Annotated in this window: 22 protein-coding genes; 12 read left to right on the forward strand and 10 right to left on the reverse strand. The window is 57.7% G+C overall.

Annotation, left to right across the window (positions count from 1 at the left end):
• The first annotated feature begins 25 nt into the window (after positions 1 to 25).
• Positions 26 to 469, forward strand: a complete 444-nt coding sequence (locus ETW24_RS19830) for an NUDIX hydrolase (RefSeq protein WP_129372640.1) — start codon at positions 26 to 28, stop codon at positions 467 to 469.
• A gap of 78 nt (positions 470 to 547) precedes the next feature.
• Here ETW24_RS19830 and ETW24_RS19835 read toward each other — a convergent pair whose 3' ends face one another.
• The gene (locus ETW24_RS19835; RefSeq protein WP_129372990.1) at positions 548 to 1801 is read right to left on the reverse strand and encodes a PP2C family protein-serine/threonine phosphatase; all 1254 of its coding nucleotides are present in this window, start codon (positions 1799 to 1801) and stop codon (positions 548 to 550) included.
• A gap of 187 nt (positions 1802 to 1988) precedes the next feature.
• Between ETW24_RS19835 and ETW24_RS19840 the strand changes: the two genes are divergently transcribed.
• Entirely contained in the window at positions 1989 to 2312 is a 324-nt protein-coding gene (locus tag ETW24_RS19840) for an Hpt domain-containing protein (RefSeq protein ID WP_129372641.1), read from the forward strand.
• Between the two features lie 14 nt (positions 2313 to 2326).
• Here the strand turns inward: ETW24_RS19840 and ilvA are convergent, their stop codons facing one another.
• Complete coding sequence (ilvA, locus tag ETW24_RS19845; protein WP_129372642.1) at positions 2327 to 3553, reverse strand: threonine ammonia-lyase IlvA; 1227 nt, start codon at positions 3551 to 3553, stop codon at positions 2327 to 2329.
• A gap of 72 nt (positions 3554 to 3625) precedes the next feature.
• Complete coding sequence (locus tag ETW24_RS19850; protein ID WP_129372643.1) at positions 3626 to 4399, reverse strand: hypothetical protein; 774 nt, start codon at positions 4397 to 4399, stop codon at positions 3626 to 3628.
• Positions 4400 to 4536: 137 nt separating this feature from the next.
• Here ETW24_RS19850 and ETW24_RS19855 point away from each other — a divergent pair, with 137 nt between their 5' ends.
• The 3 genes from ETW24_RS19855 (at position 4537) to ETW24_RS19865 (ending at position 6588) form a co-directional block, all read left to right on the forward strand.
• Entirely contained in the window at positions 4537 to 5763 is a 1227-nt protein-coding gene (locus tag ETW24_RS19855) for an argininosuccinate synthase (RefSeq protein WP_129372644.1), read from the forward strand.
• Positions 5760 to 6224 (forward strand): DUF1810 domain-containing protein, encoded by a 465-nt coding sequence (locus ETW24_RS19860; protein ID WP_129372645.1) that lies wholly within the window; start codon positions 5760 to 5762, stop codon positions 6222 to 6224. Before ETW24_RS19855 ends, ETW24_RS19860 begins: the two co-directional genes overlap by 4 nt.
• Positions 6225 to 6303: 79 nt before the next feature.
• Positions 6304 to 6588 (forward strand): SCP2 sterol-binding domain-containing protein, encoded by a 285-nt coding sequence (locus ETW24_RS19865; RefSeq protein WP_129372646.1) that lies wholly within the window; start codon positions 6304 to 6306, stop codon positions 6586 to 6588.
• A 73-nt stretch (positions 6589 to 6661) separates the two neighbouring features.
• Here ETW24_RS19865 and ETW24_RS19870 read toward each other — a convergent pair whose 3' ends face one another.
• Positions 6662 to 7375, reverse strand: a complete 714-nt coding sequence (locus ETW24_RS19870; protein WP_129372991.1) for an HAD family hydrolase — start codon at positions 7373 to 7375, stop codon at positions 6662 to 6664.
• Positions 7375 to 8283 carry an aminotransferase class IV gene (locus ETW24_RS19875; protein WP_129372647.1) on the reverse strand — a complete coding sequence of 303 codons (909 nt, stop codon included), beginning with the start codon at positions 8281 to 8283 and terminating at the stop codon, positions 7375 to 7377. Before ETW24_RS19875 ends, ETW24_RS19870 begins: the two co-directional genes overlap by 1 nt.
• 149 nt (positions 8284 to 8432) lie before the next feature.
• Between ETW24_RS19875 and msrA the strand changes: the two genes are divergently transcribed.
• Positions 8433 to 9098 carry a peptide-methionine (S)-S-oxide reductase MsrA gene (msrA, locus tag ETW24_RS19880; RefSeq protein WP_129372648.1) on the forward strand — a complete coding sequence of 222 codons (666 nt, stop codon included), beginning with the start codon at positions 8433 to 8435 and terminating at the stop codon, positions 9096 to 9098.
• Between the two features lie 79 nt (positions 9099 to 9177).
• Here the strand turns inward: msrA and ETW24_RS19885 are convergent, their stop codons facing one another.
• Complete coding sequence (locus ETW24_RS19885) at positions 9178 to 10050, reverse strand: ribokinase (RefSeq protein WP_129372649.1); 873 nt, start codon at positions 10048 to 10050, stop codon at positions 9178 to 9180.
• Positions 10051 to 10055: 5 nt separating this feature from the next.
• Entirely contained in the window at positions 10056 to 12311 is a 2256-nt protein-coding gene (locus ETW24_RS19890; RefSeq protein WP_129372650.1) for an NADP-dependent malic enzyme, read from the reverse strand.
• Between the two features lie 300 nt (positions 12312 to 12611).
• Here ETW24_RS19890 and ETW24_RS19895 point away from each other — a divergent pair, with 300 nt between their 5' ends.
• Complete coding sequence (locus ETW24_RS19895; protein ID WP_129372651.1) at positions 12612 to 13445, forward strand: flagellin N-terminal helical domain-containing protein; 834 nt, start codon at positions 12612 to 12614, stop codon at positions 13443 to 13445.
• 101 nt (positions 13446 to 13546) lie between these two features.
• A complete protein-coding gene (gene mutS, locus ETW24_RS19900) occupies positions 13547 to 16177 on the forward strand; it encodes a DNA mismatch repair protein MutS (protein ID WP_129372652.1) in 2631 nt (876 codons plus the stop codon).
• An 89-nt stretch (positions 16178 to 16266) separates the two neighbouring features.
• Here mutS and ETW24_RS19905 read toward each other — a convergent pair whose 3' ends face one another.
• Both ETW24_RS19905 and hrcA read right to left on the reverse strand, forming a co-directional pair.
• Positions 16267 to 16830 (reverse strand): nucleotide exchange factor GrpE, encoded by a 564-nt coding sequence (locus tag ETW24_RS19905; protein ID WP_027256989.1) that lies wholly within the window; start codon positions 16828 to 16830, stop codon positions 16267 to 16269.
• Between the two features lie 9 nt (positions 16831 to 16839).
• Positions 16840 to 17904, reverse strand: coding sequence for a heat-inducible transcriptional repressor HrcA (gene hrcA / locus ETW24_RS19910; RefSeq protein ID WP_129372653.1), 1065 nt, complete (start codon positions 17902 to 17904; stop codon positions 16840 to 16842).
• Between the two features lie 143 nt (positions 17905 to 18047).
• On the opposite strand from hrcA, the gene rph reads away from it, so the two are divergent.
• Genes rph through ETW24_RS19930 form a run of 4 tightly spaced genes read left to right on the forward strand, consistent with a single transcriptional unit; the run spans position 18048 to position 20877 of the window.
• Entirely contained in the window at positions 18048 to 18761 is a 714-nt protein-coding gene (rph, locus tag ETW24_RS19915; RefSeq protein ID WP_129372654.1) for a ribonuclease PH, read from the forward strand.
• Entirely contained in the window at positions 18758 to 19372 is a 615-nt protein-coding gene (gene rdgB, locus ETW24_RS19920; protein ID WP_129372655.1) for an RdgB/HAM1 family non-canonical purine NTP pyrophosphatase, read from the forward strand. Before rph ends, rdgB begins: the two co-directional genes overlap by 4 nt.
• Positions 19365 to 20519 (forward strand): radical SAM family heme chaperone HemW, encoded by a 1155-nt coding sequence (gene hemW, locus ETW24_RS19925; protein WP_129372656.1) that lies wholly within the window; start codon positions 19365 to 19367, stop codon positions 20517 to 20519. Before rdgB ends, hemW begins: the two co-directional genes overlap by 8 nt.
• Positions 20520 to 20523: 4 nt before the next feature.
• Complete coding sequence (locus tag ETW24_RS19930) at positions 20524 to 20877, forward strand: YbaN family protein (protein WP_129372657.1); 354 nt, start codon at positions 20524 to 20526, stop codon at positions 20875 to 20877.
• On the opposite strand, the gene ETW24_RS19935 is transcribed toward ETW24_RS19930, so the two are convergent.
• Positions 20867 to 21760 carry a ParB/RepB/Spo0J family partition protein gene (locus ETW24_RS19935; RefSeq protein ID WP_129372658.1) on the reverse strand — a complete coding sequence of 298 codons (894 nt, stop codon included), beginning with the start codon at positions 21758 to 21760 and terminating at the stop codon, positions 20867 to 20869. The genes ETW24_RS19930 and ETW24_RS19935 overlap by 11 nt on opposite strands.
• Positions 21761 to 21769 lie beyond the last annotated feature (9 nt).

Consider the following 21769-nt stretch of genomic DNA (forward strand, 5'->3'; position numbering starts at 1 on the left):
GATACTGGAGTGAAGGGGCCGGCCCGTGATCAGGCGATTTGGTAAGACACCGGAAAACGGCCAGCGTTACAAGATGCGTCCGGGCGCCTATGCTCTGCTGCCGCGGGGCGGCAAGCTGCTGATTACCTGCCAGTATGCGCCTCATCCGGACCTGCAGCTGCCAGGAGGCGGTATCGATCCAGGCGAGTCACCCATTCCCGCACTGCACAGAGAGGTTTATGAGGAAACCGGCTGGAAGATTGCCGCGCCGCACAAGATGGGTGTGTTCCGGCGCTTTGCCTATATGCCGGAGTATGATCTTTGGGCCGAAAAAATTTGCCATATTTACATTGCCCGCCCGTTGCGCCGGATCGGCCCGCCTGCAGAAGAAGGGCATGAAGCGCTGTGGGTCACCCCGCAGGAAGCCGCCCTCCGGCTTGGCAATGCCGGCGACCGGCATTTTGCAGCCCAACTGGCAGCCCGGTTGTAAGGGTTTGAGACGCCAACCACCGAAAAGACAACATCCCAGCCGAAGCCAGGACAACATCAGACAACCAACCTGACTGGTTTACGGACCCTGGTACTCAAACAATGTGGCCGAGACGTCATCCTCAAGCCCGTGTTCCTTGCTCATAACTTGCGTCAAATGCCAGTAAAGATCATCCAGAAATTCCTTACTGCTTTGCTCTGACCCGCATTTTCCAACCAGCTCCAGCAGACCCTCCGGCTCCAGCATGGACCCATCTTCCAGCCGCGCCTCTGTAAAGCCGTCAGAGAACAGCAGCAGGCGGTCGCCACGTTCCATGACAAATTCTTCCTGGCTGTAGCCGATATCGGGAACCAGTCCCACCGGCACACCACCCTTACCGATGAACTCCAGTTCACCGTTCTTGCGCAGCAACAGCGGATGCGGGTGGCCTGCTTGCACCATCTTAACAACACCGCTGCGCAAATCGGCGATGCAATAAGCCATGGTGAAGTACTCTTCGATCCCGGTATCAGCGATCAGCCGTGCATTCAGCAGGCTGGCGACTTCCTCCGGCTGGCGCAGAGCGTAAAACCGGTTGAAGCGTTTTTCCATCCCGACATTCTGATCGAAGTAGTTCGAGGACAGATAGCCGCCGAGACGCGCTGTCATCATCGCCGACGTGATGCCGTGACCGGACACGTCGATGGAGTAAAAGCCGATTCGGTTCACGCCAGGAGAGAACATTCCCACCAGATCGCCGCCAATATGGCCGCAGGGCTTCAGCAGCAGACTGACGGTGGAGGATCCGAAATCCTTGGACAGTTCCGGCACCAGTGATTCCTGAATCTTGCGGGCTTGGATCAGGTCCTTGTCGATCGCATCATAAACCCGCTGCAACTCCCCCAGAGTTTCGGACACGATACGGTTCTTCTCGGACAGTTCCCGCTGCATTCTCAGGATCCGCTCACCCGCAGAAATCCGCGCCCGCAGTTCATCCGAGCTGACCGGCTTGGTCAGGAAATCGTCGGCGCCTGCATCAAGCCCTTCTGCAACCTCGTTCTTTTCGCTCTTTGAGGTCAGCAGGATGAAATAAGCATACTCCTCGCTGGAGCGGGTACGGAACGCGCGGCAAAACTCCAGCCCGTTCATGCCCGGCATCATCCAGTCGCTGAGGATCAAGTCAGGAGTTTCTGTCTGGCAAATTTCCATCGCGGCCTCGCCGCTCTCAGCCTCGACGACCTCAAACCCCCATTTCTTGAGAGAAGCAACTAGAATGCGTCTTTGCAGGCGGCTGTCATCAACGACCAGCACACGGCGTATTGATCCGGCCACTGTGTGGTCCTCGTTGTCCATCGAACTTTCTGGCAGCACCGAAGGCACCTCACAAATGGCAAAATCAGACGATCTTGTGATACTATCGGTCCAGAAATTTAACAGGCGGTGAAACCTAAAATTTGAGCTTCCCTCTTTATTTCACTATATTTTTACTGCAATCAACTTAAGAAATTGCGCATGGCGACTGATCTTAGGGACATATGACATGATTGACTGGCCGCGAGTGACCGAGCTGCGCGAAGAAGTTGGCGCCGAGGATTTCGAGGAAGTTGTTGAAATTTTTCTCGAAGAGGTCGAGGAAGTTATCGGCAGGCTGCAAGGCGGTGATTGCAGTCAGCTGGAGCAGGACCTGCATTTCCTGAAAGGCAGCGCGCTGAACCTCGGGTTTGATGAATTTTCGGGTCTGTGTATGGACGGCGAGCGAAAGTCGGCACAAGGTGGCGCACAAGATGTCGATGTCGCTGCCATCATCGCCAATTTCCAAGCGTCCAGATCTGCTTTCCTGACCGGGATGTCCGAAAAATTCTGACCAGGCTTCAGATGTCAGATCACAAACTGCACCAAAGTCTCGTCCTGGGTGATGTCCGTAAAGGTCATCCCGGCCGCATCAAGCCGTGCAAACAGTTGCTCGAAATTCTCCGGCCGCTTGGTTTCGATCCCGATCAGCACCGAACCGAAATTGCGGGCGGACTTCTTCATGTATTCAAAGCGGGCGATGTCGTCCTCCGGGCCTAAGATGCCAAGAAACTCCTTCAGCGCTCCAGGCCGCTGCGGCAGGCGCAAGATGAAGTACTTCTTCACTCCGGAATAGCGCTGCGCCCGTTCCTTGACCTCTGGCAGACGTTCAAAATCAAAGTTGCCGCCGGATGTGACGCAAACCACCGTCTTGCAGCGGATCCAGGAGCGCACATCCTGCAGCGCCTCGACCGACAGCGCGCCGGCCGGCTCCAGCACGATGCCTTCCACGTTCAGCATCTCGATAATGGTGGCGCAGATCCGGTCCTCGGAGATGGCCAGGACATCCGGCAGCGGCACGTCCTTTAGAATATCAAAGGGCAGCGCGCCGATCCGCCCCACCGCAGCGCCATCGACAAAAGTGTCGACATGATCCAATGCAACCGGCTTGCCTGCGGCAAGCGCTGCCCGCAAACAAGCACCGCCTTCAGGTTCAACAAACAGGCTATGCACCCCGTCACCAAACCAAGAGGAAACACCGGCCGACATGCCGCCACCGCCAACCGGCAGCAGCACGTGATCCGGTGTTTTACCCAGCTGCGCTTCAATCTCCACGGCGATGGAGGCCTGGCCTTCTATCACATCGGCATCATCAAAGGGCGACAGGAAATGCCCGCCCTCCTTGGCACACCACTCCTGCGCAGCAGCCAGGCAAATGTCGAAATAGTCGCCAACCAGATGGATTTCGATATTGTCGCCGCCGAACATCCGGGTCTTCTGGATTTTCTGCTGCGGCGTTGTGACCGGCATGAAGATTACGCCGCGCTTGCCTAGATGACGGCACATGAAAGCAACGCCCTGAGCATGGTTGCCGGCCGAGGCACAAACATACAGCTCCTGATCCGGCTGCTTGCGCATCGCGTTCAGCGCCCCGCGGATCTTGTAGGAGCGGACCGGGCTCAGATCCTCGCGCTTGAGATAGATATCCGCGCCGAAACGCTCCGACAGATGCACATTGCGCTGCAACGGAGTTGCGGGAAACACATCGCGCATCGCCTGTTCAGCGGCGCAGGCCTGGGACTTGAAATCGTTCATGGAACATTCAGTGGCGCATGCCCGCCCCCAAGACAAGGGGCAGGTGCAAAGCATACATAAGAATACCGGAAGTTAGATCGGGCGGCCTTCGACATAGTGTCCATAGAAAGTAGTAAGAACGCTGGCACTCACCAAAGACATGGCCAGCATGGCAAACGCAGAAAAGACGAAACCAAGAGGGGCAAAAACTGCAAAAGACAAGCCGGAAACAAACTGCATCAAAAGCTGCAGCACGCCCAACAGAACAAGCACGAGAAAGACCGTGCCAGAGGCACCGGAAGTCGCTTGCCATGACTCGCGCAGCAAAAGCGGTCGACCAATGGCTACTGCCGGTAATACAGGAAGCATACGATACATCGCGATCAAAACAAAAACAGAGTACCCAGCAATCACTAGAAGCATAGGAACCAATGCTCCCGATCCCATCGCCGCGATAAGTCCATTCACAAGGAGCATCAACGGGATAAAAAGCACAAACACAAGAAATCCTATGAGCAGCATGTGCCCAAAATAGGATAATATCCGATCTCCCTTGAAAGCAGGAAGCCAGCTTGTTGGATACTCTTCCAACAGAATGAGTCGGTGCCATGCTACAAAGACCCAAAACTGAACCGCTATAAATATCAGTGTGGCGGTGACAAATGACAGGCCGAGCTTGCCGGATTGCAATGCATCTGACAAAGCTTGCTCATCCCAAAACATTGCGATCGGCTGCCCGCCTGCACTGAGTACAACAAAAATAAGAGCAATTCCGATCAAGACGGGCACAAGGGCAATTCTGACCGCCCATTCGAAGTTCCTAAGAACCATGCTCACCGAGTGAGTGAAAATCGACCAGCCTTTCATGCGGGCATTCTCCAATAGATTGTTCTGCTTCTCCGCGCACGTTATGCGTGCCTGGCAGATTAGAAAACCCCGGTTAACCTTGCCCTTCCGGGCAAAACCCGCTACGCCGCAGGCGTTCTGACCTGAGAGGGAATTCCATGTCCGCGCCTAAGAAAGTTGTGCTCGCCTATTCCGGCGGCCTCGACACCTCGATAATCCTGAAATGGCTGCAGACCGAATACGGCTGCGAAGTTGTCACCTTCACCGCCGATCTCGGCCAGGGTGAGGAACTGGAGCCGGCCCGCAAAAAGGCAGAAATGCTGGGCATCAAGCCGGAAAACATCTTCATCGAAGATGTGCGTGAGGAATTTGTCCGCGACTTCGTCTTCCCGATGTTCCGCGCCAACGCAGTTTACGAGGGGCTCTATTTGCTGGGCACCTCGATTGCCCGCCCGCTGATCTCCAAACGTCTTGTGGAAATCGCCGAATCCACCGGCGCCGACGCGGTTGCACACGGCGCCACTGGCAAGGGCAACGATCAGGTCCGCTTTGAGCTGGCAGCCTACGCATTGAACCCGGACATCAAGGTGATCGCACCCTGGCGTGAGTGGGATCTGACCTCGCGTACCCGTCTGCTGGAATTTGCCGAAGCAAACCAGATTCCGGTGGCCAAGGACAAACGCGGCGAAGCCCCCTTCTCGGTTGACGCAAACCTGCTGCACACCTCCTCCGAAGGCAAAGTTCTGGAAGACCCGGCAGTAATGGCGCCTGACTATGTCTACCAGCGCACCGTTCACCCCGAGGACGCGCCGAATGAACCTGAGTTCATCGAGGTCGGTTTTGAAAAGGGCGATGCCGTCAGCATTAATGGTGAGACGCTGAGCCCGGCAGACCTGTTGACCAAACTGAACGAATTGGGCGGCAAGCATGGCTGCGGCCGTCTCGATCTGGTCGAAGGCCGTTTTGTCGGTATGAAATCCCGCGGCATTTATGAAACCCCTGGCGGCACCCTGCTGCTGGAAGCCCACCGCGGCATTGAATCGATCACCATGGACCGCGGCGCAATGCATCTCAAAGATGAGCTGATGCCGAAATACGCAGAGCTGATCTACAATGGCTTCTGGTATTCGCCCGAGCGCGAAATGCTGCAGGCTGCTATCGACAAGAGCCAGGAACATGTCACCGGAACCGTGCGCCTGAAGCTTTACAAAGGCTCCGCAGTCTGCGTGGGCCGCTGGTCGGATCACTCGCTCTACTCCGAAGCGCATGTGACTTTTGAGGAAGACGCCGGCGCCTATGACCAGACGGATGCTGCAGGTTTCATTCAGCTGAATGCCCTGCGCCTCAAGCTGCTGGCCGCACGCGAGCGCCGGATCAAAAAGTGAGTGACTACGGCGGCATAGACGGCGATTTCGAGGACGATTTCGCGGAAGAACTGGAAATGTTCGTCGAAGCTCAGGACACCGTTTGGGCGGCTGTCCTGGCTGAACTCTCTGCAGGAAAAAAGACGAGCCACTGGATGTGGTTCGTCTTTCCCCAATTGGCCGAACTAGGCCAATCCCACATGGCGCAGCTTTACGGGATCGAGGACCAGGCCGAGGCTATCGCCTATCTGAACCACGAAAAACTGCGCAGCCGCCTGGTGGACACCAGCCGACTGGTGCTGCAGCATCAGGGTACCGATCCCGCGCAGATCCTCGGCAGTACCGACGCTAAGAAACTACGCTCTTCAATGACGTTGTTTGCAGCTGTCCCCGGTGCGCCGGCGGAATTCCGGCAGGTGCTTGATACCTTCTATGGCGGTCAGCCCTGTCCGCTTACCAAGGCAGCCCTTGCCGAAACGTAACCCGGCGCCCTCCCCCTTGGTCACTATTGCCCGGCTACCCTTGCGTGCCTAACCCTCACCGCAAGCAAGGGAGGAACATATGTCACTTCAGGACATCGCCGAGGACATCCGCACAGGTCTGGCTGGAAAGAGCTTTGACGGCACGCTGAAATTCGACTGCGGGAACGATGGCGTTATCGTGCTCGCCAATGGCGCTGCCTGCACCGAAGACTGTGACACCGACTGCACGCTGCAGCTTTCCAGAGAGAACCTGAAAAAGCTGCTCACCGGCAAGCTCAACCCGATGACGGCCGTAATGATGGGCAAAATCAAGATCTCCGGCGACATGGGTGTTGCCATGAAACTGGGCAAACTGATCGGCTGAGCCTCTTCTTCTGGCTGAAAACATCCTGGGGGTGAGCGCCGCAGACGCGAGGGGGCAACGCCCCCTTCTCCCCTCAGATTTTCGCTGCCTTCATTTGCTCATATATAGGCAGCGCCGCCTGCAGCACGGGCTGCAGCTCCTCCGGCACCTCCGGCAGCGGGCCTTCCGGGCCAGCAAAGCCGGTTGAATTCCAGACCGCACCGTACCAATGCGCCGCCCACACGCCGTCGTCCTTATGCCCGCCCCTTGGCCAGGTCAGCATCTTCGGGGAAAACGGCATGCCAATCGTCTCGCACAATTGTTCCAGTTTGCCTGCCGGATCATTCCGAATGTCATGACTGTCAACAACAACCGGTGCCTGTCCCCAGCTGCGCACCAGTTCGAGCAGCTCCGCCTGCTGGCGGAATCCAATGTCTTCCAAGGTGGGATTTTCCCGCTTCACGGCATATGAGGCGATCACACGGGCAGGATGACGGATCAAAAAGACATTTGCGACCTCTTGCATCCACTGCCGCGGAACGCCGGGGATCATGTGCTGCGTCATATGTTTTTGATAGTAGTGCGGCTTGGCGCCTGGAACCTGCCCCAGCAGCGCTTCTGCCACGGCATCCGGTTCCTGCGGCTGGCTGTCCAGAATTTCTGCCCGCATCGGGTGGCTCAGGCCGGTCATCGCCAGATAGGCGGCGTAAAACGGCTCATCCTCCACTGCGCAATCACCTCGGTTGCCAAAGGCGTACATCAGCGCCGTCGACAGGTTCCGCGGCCCGGACCACATGGCAATCCGCATCATGCGCACTCCTTTTCGATGAGATCCTTATAGAGGGCACGAAGATTTTCGGTCACGGGTCCCATCTGGCCGCTGCCGATCTGCCGCCCGTCGATGCTGCCCACCGGTGTCTGCGCCCCGAAAGTGCCAGTCAGAAAGGCTTCGTCGGCACCGTATGCATCCACCAGAGAATAGTTCCGCTCGTGAACCGGAATATCGTTGGCGCGGCACAAGTCGATCACTTTCTGCCGGGTAATGCCATTCATGCAATAATCTCCGGTCGAAGTCCAAACCTCCCCCTTGCGCACGATAAAGAAGTTGCAAGCATTTGTGGTGTTCACAAAGCCATTCACGTCCAGCATCAGCGCCTCATCTGCGTCGGCCTTCTCGGCAGCGATACAGGCGATGATACAATTCAGCTTGGAGTGGGAATTCAGTTTGGGGTCCTGCGTCATCGGCAACCCGCGGATATGCGGCACTGTGGCCAGTTTTATCGGACGCGGCAAATTGGGGCGGGAATGCTCCATGATAATGGTAATCGTCGGACCTTGCTGCGACAGCGAAGGGTGCTGGAAAGGGCGTGTTTTTACCCCGCGTGTGATCATCAACCGGGCATGGGCATCAGTGGTCATTCCATTGGTTTTCTGTGTCTCTAACACAGCGTTTTTCACGCCATCCCGGTCCAACCCAATGTCCAAATCAATCGCCTTGGCAGCCTCAAACAGCCGGTCCAGATGTTCGTCAAAGAAGGCCCAGGTTCCATTGTACAGCCGCAGCCCTTCCCACACGCCGTCGCCCAGCATGAAACCGCTGTCATAAACACTCACCTTGGCCTCAGCCTTGGGAACAGTTTTGCCGTTCAGATAGATCAGGATTTCTTCGTTGCGCTGATCTTCTTCAGCCTGGTGAGTGCTCATCTTTTCAGTCATGGGATCCTCCTTTGCCGGCACGTTAGTAATTTTGGATCCAATTTCCAAGCAGTAACTTGCTGTCACCTGTCCGTGAAATCCGTCGCTGCCGGGTTGAGGGACTGCGCATCAGCCGGCAGGGTAGCAACAAAGCTAACTGGAGGCCCAAGATGCGTTTTCTGGAAAAACTGAGACCTTTGACTTTGATGGGGCTAATTGCGATCGGCACGTTAGCTCATGCCAATCCGGTGCAGGCGCAAGCAACTGAAGATCTGACCGTGGCAGGGGGATGCTTCTGGTGTGTGGAAAGCGATTTTGAAAGCGTGCCCGGGGTGATCGAGGCCGTGTCGGGCTATACCGGCGGCAAGACCAAAAGCCCGACTTACAAAGACGTCAGCCGCGGCGGCAGCGGCCATTACGAAGCGGTAAGAATTACTTTTGATCCGGCAAAAGTCTCGCGCGGGCACTTGCTGGAATTGTTTATCCGCTCGGTTGATCCAACAGACGCAGGCGGCCAGTTCTGCGACCGCGGAGAGAGCTACCGCACGGCGGTATTTGTCTCTAACAAAGTGGAAAAGGCCCTGGCCAGGCGGGTTATATCCGAAGCTCAGGATGCCTTGGGAATAACAATCGTGACGCCTGTCCTTTCAGCAAAGACCTTCTATGAAGCCGAAGACTATCATCAGGACTACTACAAGGGGGACAACTTGGTGTTCACCCGCTTTGGCCCCAAACGGCAAGCAGAGGCCTATAAGCGATACCGTCAGGCCTGCGGGCGCGATGAGCGGGTGGCGCAGCTGTGGGGCGATGCCGCGCCTTTTGCAAACGGGCATTGAAACGGGGCGCTGCCCCCTTGGCCTGACGGCCAATTCCCCCGGAGTATTTATGAACCAGAAAGAAGCAGGCTGCCGCAGACTAAAAACAGGCCGCCTGCACTTCTTTCAACTCAGGAATCACATCTGCCGTGCCATGCCGCGTGACCATCAGTGCCGCAGCCTGTGCGGCCTGCGACATTGCCTCTGACAACGGCAAACCCTGATCCAGACCTGAGAGGACATATCCGGTGAAAGTGTCCCCTGCCCCCGTGGTATCCACAGGCGTTACCGGAAGAGCGGGAACATCCAGAATCGCACCGGTTTCGCCGTTGATATGCCGGGCTCCTTTAGCACCAAGAGTGATAATCACGTCTTTGATGCCAAGCTCATCCGGCAACTTGCCAGAGGCCTCTTTCAGCTGTCCGGCTTCCACCTCGTTCAGGATCAAGAAGTCGAGAAACGGAAGAACCGCTTGAACGGCGTCCGCGTCAAAAGGGGCGGCGGCGTAGCAGACCCGCATCCCGTGATCCCGGCCCGCACGGGCAGCTTCGGCCTGCATATTGGTTTCATTCTGCATCACCAGAATGTCGCCTGCATTTGCCCGCGAAAGCGCTTGTTCCAATTGGTCTTGGGTCAGCGCACGGTTGGCGCCTGGAAACAGGATAATCTGGTTTTCCCCCTCCGGCTCCACCGCAATGATGGCGTGGCCGGTTGGGATGTCCACCTGGGCAATATTGCGAATTCCGGCGCCATAACCCTTCAACCGCTCAATTGCCCAAGCCCCGTCAGGTCCAACAGCGCCAATGTGGTTAACCTCGCTGCCAGCGCGGACGACGGCAACGGACATGTTAGCGCCTTTCCCGCCTAAAAAGCGGTCAAGGCGCCTAGCGGCAAGGGTTTCCCCCGCCGCCGGCAGATGCGGCAAGGCATAGACCATGTCCGCATTGATTGATCCCAGGTTCCAGATCGCCATTCAGATCACCCGATGTTGCAGGCTGCCAGTACCGCCATGTTCAGAATGTCATTGGTGGTGGAGGTGGTCGAGCAGATCTGGATCGGCTTGTCGATGCCAGAGAGGATCGGGCCGATCACCGTGGCGCCGCCCATCTCCTGCATCAGCTTGACCGAAATCGAGGCTGAGTGGCGGGCCGGCACGATCAGGATGTTGGCCGGGCCGGTCAGACGCTGGAACGGGTAGTACCGCTGCGCCCGCTCGTTCAGTGCCACATCAACGGTCATCTCGCCTTCGTATTCGAAATCAACACCGCGTTTGTCCAATACAGCGGGTGCGACATGCATCTTTTCCGCACGTTCTGACACTGGGTAACCGAAAGTGGAGAAGCTGACAAAGGCCACCCGCGGTTCAAGTCCCATATGGCGGGCAACACCCACGGCACGTTCAGCGATGTTTGCCAGGTGGTTCTCATCCGGCCATTCATGCACCAGCGTGTCTCCGATCAGCACGATCCGGCCTTTGTGCAACAGTGCGGTCACACCAGCGGCTCCATGATCAGCATCGGCATCAAACACGTGGTTGATCCGCTCAAGCACATGGGCCGACTTACGGGTTGCGCCGGTGACCAGACCGTCACCATGCCCATGCGCCAGCATCAGGCTGGCAAACACGTGCCGGTCACGTCCCACCAGCCGGTGAATATCCTTGTGATCAAAACCTTTACGCTGCAAACGGCTGTACAAAAAGTCCTTGTACAAATCGAAATTCGGCGTGTTGGCAGCGTTGACAATTTCCAGCTCGCGCACGGCATCGCCAAGGCCGGCTTTTTCCAGTTTGGTGCGCACATCCTCCTGCCGGCCCACAACCAGCGATTTGCCAAAGCCCGAACGCTGGTACATCACCGCAGCGCGCAGCGCACGCGGGTCATCTCCTTCGGCAAAGATCATCCGGGATTGGGCGGACCGGGCACGGGCATTCAATCCGCGCAGGATAGAGGCGGTCGGGTCCATGCGGGATTTCAATCCCACCTCATAGGCGTCCATGTCCACGATCGGACGGCGGGCGGCACCGGTGTCCATGCCAGCCCTGGCCACCGCCAGCGGGATCCGATGGATAAGCCGGGGATCAAAGGGCGTCGGAATGATATAGTCGCGGCCAAATGACAGCGACTTGCCATAGGCCAGCGCCACTTCATCCGGTACATCCTCACGCGCGAGTGCTGCAAGCGCGTGGGCACAGGCGATCTTCATCTCGTCGTTGATGGCGCGGGCGTGGATATCCAGCGCGCCGCGGAACAGGTAGGGGAAGCCCAGCACGTTGTTGACCTGGTTCGGGTAATCGGACCGGCCGGTGGCGACGATGGCATCGACGCGCACCTCATGCGCCTCTTCCGGAGTGATTTCCGGATCCGGGTTGGCCATCGCAAAAATCACCGGATTGTCGGCCATCGCGGCGACCATTTCCTGGGTTACCGCGCCCTTGACCGACACGCCCAGGAAAACGTCGGCACCGCGCATGGCTTCTTCGAGCGTGCGCAGATCCGTGCTGATCGCATGGGCAGATTTCCACTGGTTCATGCCCTCGGTACGGCCCTGATAGATCACGCCTTTGGTGTCGCAGACGATGCAGTTCTCGTGCCGCGCGCCCATGGCTTTCAGCAGCTCGATACAGGCAATGCCGGCTGCCCCTGCGCCATTCAGGACGATCTTCACATCCTCAATCTTCTTGCCCGACAGATGCAACGCGTTGATCAGGCCGGCCGCGCAGATCACCGCAGTGCCGTGCTGATCGTCGTGGAACACGGGAATGTCCATCTCTTCCTTGAGCTTCTGCTCAATGATGAAACACTCCGGCGCCTTGATGTCTTCCAGGTTGATGCCGCCAAAGGTCGGCCCCATCAGCTTAACCGCTTCGATGAACTTGTCCGGATCCTCGGTGTCCAGTTCGATGTCGATCGAGTTCACGTCAGCGAAGCGTTTGAACAGGACAGATTTGCCCTCCATCACCGGCTTAGAGCCCAAAGCCCCCAGATTGCCCAGACCCAGCACCGCCGTGCCGTTGGAAATCACCGCAACCAAGTTGCCCTTGTTGGTGTAATCATAAGCAGTTTCAGGGTTTTCCGCGATTGCCTCGCAAGGCACCGCAACACCTGGAGAGTACGCCAAAGACAAATCCCGCTGCGTTGTCATCGGGACAGTGGCATTGATCTCCCATTTGCCTGGAGACGGCTCCAGGTGAAACGCTAGGGCTTCTTCGTCGGTGATCTTTGTCTTGGGCATTTTTTCTCGTGTCCTCTCCTCGTCGCGGTCCGTCTTAGCCCAGCCAACCGCGCCCCTCAATCCGGGCTTTCAAGAATCTGTATAGCCAGAATTGAGATAAATGCGACTAAAGGACGATGCATAGCGCCAAGTTTTCACCTTAAAGTAGACGCCCGGCTGCTGTAATTTATTAATAGGTATTAACACGCATCTGTAAGCCAGGTGGCGCTGCGCGCTCGAACTTATGAGCCTGAGAAGCACGTGTCAGAATGACATTTGTCCGCCCGTAACACGGGCCTAGGATCAAAGGAATAATGAGGAATGATAAGTTTCCAAAACAATTCCGGCGCGATGGTTGCCTTGCAGACATTGGGTGGCGTCAATAGCCAGCTCGACACCGTGCAAGACAGCATATCCACCGGCAAAGAAGTCAACACGGCACAGAATAACGCCGCCCTTTGGGCTATTTCCGAGCTGATGGATTCTGATATTTCGGGATTGCGTTCTGTCTCAGACACGTTGTCGCTGGGTGAAGCCACCGTGGCAGTTGCTTCCGCCGGAGCGGAACAGATCACTGACACTTTAACAGAAATGCGGTCACTGGCTGTTATGGCGGCAAGCGGGATGGGGGATTTCAGCAAATTCGAAGCGGCCCTGTCGCAAAAGACCGAGCAGATCAATTCGATCATCTCATCATCCAGTTTCAATGGTGTGAACCTGCTGAAAACCGATGTGGACGGCAATGGCGGCACAGCGCTGACTGTCCCCTCTGCACTATCCGCAACCGGAGGCGTGACCACGATCAGCGTAAATGGCGCCGACTTCGAAGGCAGCCCGCAGTTTGACATTGGCAACCGGACTGCCATCACCGACAGCGCCAGCGCGCTGACCGCCCTAGGAGAAATCGAAGGGTTCCTGGCTTACGCAATCGACAGTTCCGCTGCTCTTGGCGCTAGCGCCGGCGGCATTGCCGAACAGAACCAGTTTGTCGGCAAGCTGTCGGATTCGATCACCCAAGGGGTCAGCTCGATGATCGACACCAGCATGGAGGAAGCGGCGACAAAACTTCTGGCGCTTCAAGCGCAGCAACAGCTGAGCACTCTGTCGCTCTCCATCGTTAACACGATGCCCGACACGCTGCGCAACCTTTACTGACAGCAGACTGCCGCCGGAGTTCCTGGCGGCAGTCACATCCGGGTTTTCCTCGGACCGCCCCCAATGTACACGTTTTACAACGACGACCCGGGGGAATTTTCATGACCGTTACGCCCATGATGGCGCAGTATCTCGAGATCAAAGCAGCGCATGCGGATGCGTTGCTTTTTTACCGGATGGGCGACTTTTACGAGATGTTCTTTGAGGACGCAGTCAACGCCGCTGAAGCCCTGGACATTGCGCTGACCAAACGCGGCAAGCACAATGGCGAGGACATTCCGATGTGCGGCGTGCCCGTCCATGCCGCCGAAGGCTATCTGCTGACGCTGATCCGCAAGGGCTTTCGCGTTGCCGTGGGCGAACAGCTGGAAAGCCCGGCCGAGGCTAAAAAGCGCGGTTCCAAATCGGTGGTGAAGCGGGATGTGGTGCGGCTTGTGACACCGGGCACTCTCACCGAAGAATCTCTGCTAGAAGCGCGCCGCCACAATTTTCTGGTTTCTTACTCTGAACTGCGGGATGAGGCGGCGCTGGCTTGGGCGGACATCTCCACCGGAGCGTTCCACGTGATGCCGGTCGCGCGGGTCCGCTTGTCACCCGAGCTCGCCCGTCTGGCGCCATCAGAGCTGATCGTTGCTGATGGTCCGGCCTATGACGCTGCCCTCCCTCTGGCTGAAGAATACAAGATCCCGCTCACTCCGCTGGGCAAGGCGAGCTTTGACAGCACCGCGGCAGACAAGCGCATCTGCTCTCTGTTCAACGTCAGCGCATTGGATGGATTCGGTACTTTCACCCGGGCTGAGGTCTCAGCCATGGGCGCGCTGATCGATTATTTGGAGATCACCCAAAAAGGCAAACTGCCGCTGCTGCAGCCGCCGCAGCAGGAAGCGCAGGATCGGGTGGTCCAGATCGACGCCGCCACCCGTTGCAACTTGGAGTTGACCCGTTCGCTGTCCGGCGGCCGCGCCGGCTCGCTGCTGGCAGTTGTTGACCGCACTGTCACACCCGGCGGCGCCCGCTTGCTGGAACAACGGCTGTCCAGCCCCTCCCGTAATCTCGATGTGATCCACCAGCGCCTTGCTGCATTGGACTTCACTGTTGACCAAGCACAGACCGCCGAAGACCTGCGCGCGGCTTTGCGCAAAACACCGGACCTGGATCGGGCGCTCTCCCGTCTGGCGCTCGAGCGCGGCGGCCCGCGTGATCTGGCTGCCATCCGCAACGGGCTGTCGCAGGCCGAAGCAATTGCCGGATTCTGCGCCGGGCTGGAACTGCCTGCGCTGATGGCCGGGGCCATGTCGGATCTGCAAGGGTTCGACGATTTGCTGTCTCTCCTCGATGCGGCCCTGGTTGCCGAACCGCCGCTTATGGCACGGGACGGCGGTTACATCGCAACCGGTTACGATCCGGAACTGGACGAAGCCCGCATTCTGCGCGACGAAGGCCGCTCGGTGATTGCTTCGATGCAGCAGCAATACGCCCAGCACACCGGCGTCACCTCACTGAAGATCAAGCATAACAACGTGCTGGGCTATTTCATCGAAACCACCGCCACCCACGCGGATAAGATGATGTCGCCACCTCTCAATGAGACCTACATTCACCGCCAGACAACAGCAAATCAGGTCCGTTTCACCACGGTGGAGCTAAGCGAGATCGAAACCCGTATCCTGAATGCCGGAAACCTGGCGCTGGAGATTGAAAAAAGGCTCTATGCGGGGCTTTCCGGGGCAATCCTAGAATCCGCCGCCCGTCTTAACACCGCAGCCCGCGGGCTGGCCGAGCTGGATCTTCTGGCCGGGTTGGCCGATCTGGCACGCGGCGAAAACTGGACCCGTCCGAAGGTTGATGGAAGTCGTGCGTTCCACGTGGAGGGCGGTCGCCACCCTGTGGTGGAACAAGCGCTGCGCCAGCAGGGCGGCGAAACTTTTGTGGCCAATGACTGCGATCTGTCAGCCCAGGAAGGTGCCGCGGTTTGGCTGCTTACCGGTCCGAACATGGCCGGCAAGTCGACCTTCCTGCGCCAGAACGCTCTGATAGCTTTGCTTGCCCAAATGGGCAGTTACGTTCCCGCGGAAAGTGCCCATATCGGCGTCGTTAGCCAGCTTTTCAGCCGGGTCGGTGCTTCGGACGACCTCGCGCGCGGCCGCTCCACCTTCATGGTGGAAATGGTGGAAACTGCAGCCATTCTAAATCAGGCCGACGACCGTGCCCTGGTGATCCTGGATGAGATCGGCCGTGGCACTGCCACCTATGATGGGCTCTCCATCGCCTGGGCCACGCTGGAACACCTGCATGAGGTTAACCGCTCGCGCGCGCTTTTTGCGACCCATTACCACGAGCTGACCCAGCTTGCCGCCAAATTGGAAGGCGTCGACAACGCCACAGTAGCGGTCAAGGAATGGGAAGGCGAAGTGATCTTCCTGCATGAAGTGCACAAAGGCGCCGCTGACCGGTCCTATGGTGTCCAGGTTGCGCAGCTGGCCGGCCTCCCGGCATCAGTAGTTGCGCGTGCGCGGGATGTACTCGGCATGCTGGAGCAAAGCAGCCGCGAAGGCGGAACGAAGGTCCAAATCGACGACCTCCCCCTCTTCGCAGCAGCCCCGCCACCGCAACCCACGGCGCCGGCAGGGCCCTCTCCGGCCGAAGAAATCCTCGCCGGTATACAGCCGGACGACCTCTCCCCGCGAGAAGCACTGGAAATGATTTACAAACTAAAAGAAGCTGCAATCTAAAAAGGAAAGGCGGACCCAAACGGACCCGCCTTTTCATCTTTCCGAAAATACTCTCGCCGAAGGCACAGGCCCGTCAGGGTCTGTTCACATCAGCCGGCCGGCGTGGACGACACACCAACCTGCGCGGCCCGCAGCAGGCGGTCGTGCAGCATAAAGCCTTCGGCGGACACCTGGATGATGTCACCTGCCTTGGTGCCCGGCACCGGCGCTTCGAACATCGCCTCATGCACCTGCGGATCAAACTTGTCACCAACTTCTGGCGACACAACCCGGATGCCGTGCTTTTCAAACACACCCAGCAGCGAGCGCATGGTCAGTTCCACACCTTCGATCAGCGCCGCCGCAACTTCGCGCTGCTCATCGGTCGCCGCTTCGATCGCGCGCTTCATGTTGTCGTAAACCGGCAGCATGTCACGGGCCAGTTTCGAGCCACCGTAATTCTCCGCTTCCCGGCGTGCCTTGTCACCGCGTTTGCGGGCGTTTTCGGCATCCGCCAGCGCCCGCATGAACCGGTCCTTCAGCTCATCCCGTTCCGCCCGGAGTGCATCGATTTCCAACGAGGCATCATCAAATTCCTCGGTCTGCCCCGCCAGCTCTTCTGCCTCGGCGGCAGCGATATCATCCAGAAAGTCTTCGTCCTTGAGCTCTGCCATGTTTCACCTCTAACTCCGGTCCGACAACAGTTTGCCGACCAGTTGTGCCGTATAGTCTACAATCGGCACAATCCGTCCGTAATTCAGGCGCGTCGGGCCAATCACCCCCACCGCACCGATGATCTTTCGATCCGCGTTCATATAGGGAGACACCACCAAAGAGGAACCCGAAAGTGAGAAAAGTTTGTTCTCCGAACCGATAAAAATGCGCACGCCATCGCCGTCTTCGGTCAGTTCCAGAAATTCGGCGATATCACGCTTGCGCTCTAAATCGTCAAACAAGGTCCGTATCCGCTCCAGCTCCTCCGCCGCACCGGTTTCGGCCAAAAGATTCGCCCGTCCGCGTACAATCAGCCGGGCCTGATCACTGTCGTCATCCTCCCAGACGGCCAACCCGCTTTCGATCATCGCATGTGCCAGACTATCGATTTCCTGCCGCCGTGCCGAGATCTCTTTTTGGATCTCCCGCTGCACCTCGCTCAGCGTGCGCCCTTCAATCAGGGCATTAAGGAAATTCGCAGCCTCCCGCATCGAACTGGGCGTCTGTCCCGGCGGCGGCTTAAACAGGCGGTTTTCTACATGGCCATCTGAGAACACCAGCACCACCAGCGCCCGGTCGTGCGCCAATGAGACAAATTCAATATGCCGGATCTCCGCCTCATGTTTGGGCGTCAGCACCAACGAAGCACCTTGCGTCACACCGGACAGCGCCGCGCCGACCCGGTCCAGCATGCCCCCCACATCGCCGGCATTTTTGCCCAGCGTCGCGTCAATTTTCTGGCGGTCGTTTGCGTTCAGGTCGCCAACCTCCAGCAACCCATCGACAAACATCCGCAAGCCCATCTGGGTGGGCACCCTGCCAGCGCTAATATGCGGGCTATCCAGAAGGCCAAGGAATTCCAGATCCTGCATTACGTTGCGAACCGTGGCTGCGCTTACCTTTTCGCTCAGTGAACGTGTCAGCGTACGGCTGCCAACCGGATCGCCGCTCTCCAAATAGCTTTCAACCACCGTCCGGAAGACTTCCCGCGAACGGTCATTCAGATCTTGCAGAATATTGTTCGCGTCGCTCATCGATGTTCCAGCGTTTCTTGCGGATTCAACATAAGAACCCAAAGCTAGGTTGTCATTAAAGAGCAGCATGGGAAAAGGTCAATCGGGCTTGCATAGCTTGGCGTCCGGGGGATATCCCCAAGCCAGCAAATAAAGGATGTGCCATGCGACCCTCAGGACGAGAACTGAATGAAATGCGCGCCGTGTCGATTGAGACCGGCTTCACCAAACACGCTGAGGGCTCCTGCCTGATTAAGATTGGCGATACCCACGTCCTGTGTACCGCCACCATCGAAGACCGGGTGCCGCCCTTTATCAAGGGAACCGGCCTTGGCTGGGTCACTGCTGAATACGGTATGCTTCCACGCGCCACCAATACCCGTATGCGCCGCGAGGCTTCATCGGGCAAGCAAGGCGGCCGCACGGTTGAAATTCAGCGTCTGATCGGCCGCGCATTGCGGGCCGGCGTCGACCGTGTGGCTTTGGGCGAGCGTCAGATCACCGTCGACTGTGACGTTCTGCAGGCCGATGGCGGCACCCGTTGCGCCTCGATCACCGGCGGCTGGGTCGCCCTGCGCCTGGCGGTTAACAAGCTGATGAAAGCCGGCGACGTCCACATCGACCCGCTGATGGATCCTGTTTCTGCTGTGTCCTGCGGTATCTATGCCGGCCAGCCGGTGCTGGATCTCGACTACCCGGAGGATTCCGAGGCCGGCGTCGACGGCAACTTCATCATGACCGGCTCCGGCAAGCTGATCGAAGTGCAGATGTCCGCCGAAGGCTCCCTGTTCTCCCGCGATCAGATGAACCAGCTGATGGATCTGGCCGCCAAAGGCACCACAGAGCTGGCAGAGATGCAAAAGGCCGCCTGCACATGATCCGCAAACTGGAAGGCGGCAAGCTGCTTGTCGCCACCCACAACAAGGGCAAGCTGAACGAGATCACCGAGATACTCGCCCCGTTTGGCGTCAGCGTTGCCGGCGCCGGCGAAATGAACCTGCCGGAGCCGGAGGAAACCGAAGACACCTTTGTCGGCAATGCCCGCATCAAGGCCCATGCAGCGGCCAAGGCAACCGGCCTGCCGGCCTTGTCCGATGATTCCGGGATCACTATCGACGCTCTGAACGGTGCCCCGGGGGTCTACACCGCCGATTGGGCAGGAACCCCTAATGGCCGTGACTTCCAAATGGCGATGACCCGCGCCAATGACGAGCTGAACGCGGCCGGCCCCGAGGCCCCCCGCACCGCCCAGTTCCGCTGTACCCTGGTCATTGCCTGGCCAGACGGCCACGACGAGGTGTTCGAAGGCGTGATGCCCGGCCAGCTGATTTGGCCGATCCGCGGCGAGCATGGCTTTGGATACGATCCGATGTTCCAGCCGGAGGGTTATAGCATCACTTGCGCCGAAATGGACCCAACGGAAAAGAACAAGATCAGCCATCGCGGCAAAGCAGTTGCCCAGTTCATCCGGGGCTGTTTCGGTGGATGACTGGCGCAATGGGGGTTTCGGCCTCTACGTGCATTGGCCCTTTTGCCAAGCCAAATGCCCCTATTGCGACTTCAACAGTCATGTCTCCGCAAATATTGACCAAAAACTATGGGTTAGAGCCTATCTAAGCGAACTCGACAGACTCTCGGAACAGCTCTCAGGCCGTGTCCTTAACTCAATATTTTTCGGCGGCGGCACCCCCTCTCTGATGCAGCCGGAAACTGTCGCCGCTGTTATCGATCGGGCACGTGAAATTTGGCCCTTTGCCAATGACATAGAGATCTCTCTTGAAGCAAATCCCGGCTCGGTCGAGGCAGGTCGCTTTGCCGGCTACCGCGACGCCGGAGTCAACAGGATCTCCATGGGTATTCAGGCCCTGAATGACGAGGACTTGCGTCGGCTGGGACGTATTCACAGTGTCTCCGAAGCCAAATCAGCCTTTGATATCGCCCGCAAATGCTTTGACCGGGTCAGCTTTGATTTGATTTATGCCCGTCAGGGACAGACACTGAAAACCTGGGAAGCGGAACTTCGCGAAGCACTTTCCATGGCTATTGACCACCTGTCGCTTTACCAGCTGACAATTGAGGACGGCACCGCTTTTGGTGATCGCTACGCCCGGGGTAAACTGCGCGGTCTGCCAGCCGACGACACCGCCGCGGATATGTATCAGGCCACTCAGGACATCTGCGCGTCTTTTGGCATGGCCGGCTATGAAACCTCCAACCACGCCAAGCCGGGTTCGGAATCCCGTCATAATCTGATCTATTGGCGATATGGCGACTACGCCGGGATCGGCCCCGGCGCTCATGGCCGTTTGAGTATTGATGGAACCCGGTACGCCACGGAAACCCATCTGGCTCCAGGTGCCTGGCTGGAAGCCGTCAGCAAGGGAAACGGGGAATCCCTGCGCGAATCTCTTTCGCAGGAAGATGCTGTGGCTGAATACATGATGATGGGGATGCGCCTATCCGAAGGTCTGGATTTAGCGCGGTACACTCAACTATCAGGCGTTAATCTCCCCGAGAGTCGACTTGAGGATCTTGTACAGATGGGCATGGTCACTATCTCAGAGAAGAAGCTCCGCGCGACTGATCAAGGACGCGCGTTATTGAATGCAGTGCTCCGCGAACTGTTGATGGATTGAATCAATGCGTTTTATCTATGCCGGCCTAGGGCTGTTCTGTGTCGGCTTGGCAGTCGTAGGTATTGTTCTGCCTTTGCTTCCAACCGTGCCTTTCCTTCTCCTTGCCGCGTTCTTCTTCGCCAACTCATCTGAACGTCTGCACAGTTGGATCGTTGATCACAACATTTTTGGTCCCATGATCCTGGATTGGCGCGACCACGGCGCCATCCGGCCAGGCGCAAAAAAGGCGGCAACCGTTTCGATTGCCGCCGTCTTCGGACTATCTCTGCTGCTTGGTGCCCCTGGCTACATAATAGGGATCCAGGCGGTTGTTCTATCTTCTGTTCTTTTCTTCATCTGGACCCGGCCTAGCGGCTGAGCAGGTTACACAGCTCATCCAGTTGATCCAGGTTTTCGTAGCTGATCGTTACGGCGCCGGCCTCACCACCAGGCTTGTGATCGATAACAACTTTCATTTTCAGAACTGCCGACAGATCTCCTTCAAGAGCACGGGTATCCGCATCTTTTTCCTGCGGCTTTCTCGGTTTCTTTTCGGCAGATGTCTGAACTCCGGCGGCATCTTTCTTAACCAATGCTTCGGTCGCGCGGACAGACAGCCCCCCCTTGACGATCTTCACGGCAAGATCTGAAGCATTATCCGAAGTGATCAGTGCCCGGGCATGGCCAGCCGACAGCTTGCGCTCCTGCACCAGAATTTGAACATCATCCGGCAGGTGCAACAAGCGCACTAGATTAGCAATATGGCTCCGGCTTTTGCCAAGTGCTTCGGCCATGCGTTCTTGCGTATGGCCGAACTTTTCCATCAGTTGCTTGTAGCTCTGAGCCTCTTCCAGCGCATTAAGATCCGAGCGCTGGATGTTCTCGATGATGGCCACTTCCATCATCTCAAGATCCGAGTAGTCCCGGATCAGTACTGGAACTTCATGCAACTGCGCGGCCTGTGACGCGCGCCAGCGGCGTTCACCAGCCACAATCTCGAATTTTCCGCCAGGCCGCGGCCGCACGATCAGCGGCTGCAGAACACCCTTTTCCTTAATTGAGGCTGTCAGATCATCCAAGTCTTCTTGCAAGAACTGCCGCCGCGGCTGATTCGGGTTGGCAATGACATTTTCGATCGGCACCAGAATCTCTGCATTCCGTGGTGCCTCTGCCTGCGTACTCACCGGTGCAGGGTTCACATCTGCCATCAACGCTGACAATCCCCGGCCCAGTCCGCGTGGTTTTGTTTTTTTGTCTGCCATGATTGCCTC

The sequence above is a fragment of the Leisingera sp. NJS204 genome, from assembly GCF_004123675.1.
Lineage (GTDB): Bacteria > Pseudomonadota > Alphaproteobacteria > Rhodobacterales > Rhodobacteraceae > Leisingera.

What these genes read in the sequence shown, in the direction of transcription:
- ETW24_RS19865 (WP_129372646.1), top strand. Translation starts at nt 6,304, where the DNA reads ATGTCACTTCAGGACATCGCCGAGGACATCCGCACAGGTCTGGCTGGA.
- ETW24_RS19895 (WP_129372651.1), top strand. Translation starts at nt 12,612, where the DNA reads ATGATAAGTTTCCAAAACAATTCCGGCGCGATGGTTGCCTTGCAGACA.
- ETW24_RS19850 (WP_129372643.1), bottom strand. Translation starts at nt 4,399, where the DNA reads ATGAAAGGCTGGTCGATTTTCACTCACTCGGTGAGCATGGTTCTTAGG.
- ETW24_RS19875 (WP_129372647.1), bottom strand. Translation starts at nt 8,283, where the DNA reads ATGACTGAAAAGATGAGCACTCACCAGGCTGAAGAAGATCAGCGCAAC.
- msrA (WP_129372648.1), top strand. Translation starts at nt 8,433, where the DNA reads ATGCGTTTTCTGGAAAAACTGAGACCTTTGACTTTGATGGGGCTAATT.
- ETW24_RS19905 (WP_027256989.1), bottom strand. Translation starts at nt 16,830, where the DNA reads ATGGCAGAGCTCAAGGACGAAGACTTTCTGGATGATATCGCTGCCGCC.
- rph (WP_129372654.1), top strand. Translation starts at nt 18,048, where the DNA reads ATGCGACCCTCAGGACGAGAACTGAATGAAATGCGCGCCGTGTCGATT.
- hrcA (WP_129372653.1), bottom strand. Translation starts at nt 17,904, where the DNA reads ATGAGCGACGCGAACAATATTCTGCAAGATCTGAATGACCGTTCGCGG.
- ETW24_RS19930 (WP_129372657.1), top strand. Translation starts at nt 20,524, where the DNA reads ATGCGTTTTATCTATGCCGGCCTAGGGCTGTTCTGTGTCGGCTTGGCA.
- rdgB (WP_129372655.1), top strand. Translation starts at nt 18,758, where the DNA reads ATGATCCGCAAACTGGAAGGCGGCAAGCTGCTTGTCGCCACCCACAAC.
- ilvA (WP_129372642.1), bottom strand. Translation starts at nt 3,553, where the DNA reads ATGAACGATTTCAAGTCCCAGGCCTGCGCCGCTGAACAGGCGATGCGC.
- ETW24_RS19855 (WP_129372644.1), top strand. Translation starts at nt 4,537, where the DNA reads ATGTCCGCGCCTAAGAAAGTTGTGCTCGCCTATTCCGGCGGCCTCGAC.
- mutS (WP_129372652.1), top strand. Translation starts at nt 13,547, where the DNA reads ATGACCGTTACGCCCATGATGGCGCAGTATCTCGAGATCAAAGCAGCG.
- ETW24_RS19890 (WP_129372650.1), bottom strand. Translation starts at nt 12,311, where the DNA reads ATGCCCAAGACAAAGATCACCGACGAAGAAGCCCTAGCGTTTCACCTG.
- ETW24_RS19935 (WP_129372658.1), bottom strand. Translation starts at nt 21,760, where the DNA reads ATGGCAGACAAAAAAACAAAACCACGCGGACTGGGCCGGGGATTGTCA.
- ETW24_RS19870 (WP_129372991.1), bottom strand. Translation starts at nt 7,375, where the DNA reads ATGCGGATTGCCATGTGGTCCGGGCCGCGGAACCTGTCGACGGCGCTG.
- ETW24_RS19885 (WP_129372649.1), bottom strand. Translation starts at nt 10,050, where the DNA reads ATGGCGATCTGGAACCTGGGATCAATCAATGCGGACATGGTCTATGCC.
- ETW24_RS19840 (WP_129372641.1), top strand. Translation starts at nt 1,989, where the DNA reads ATGATTGACTGGCCGCGAGTGACCGAGCTGCGCGAAGAAGTTGGCGCC.
- ETW24_RS19835 (WP_129372990.1), bottom strand. Translation starts at nt 1,801, where the DNA reads ATGGACAACGAGGACCACACAGTGGCCGGATCAATACGCCGTGTGCTG.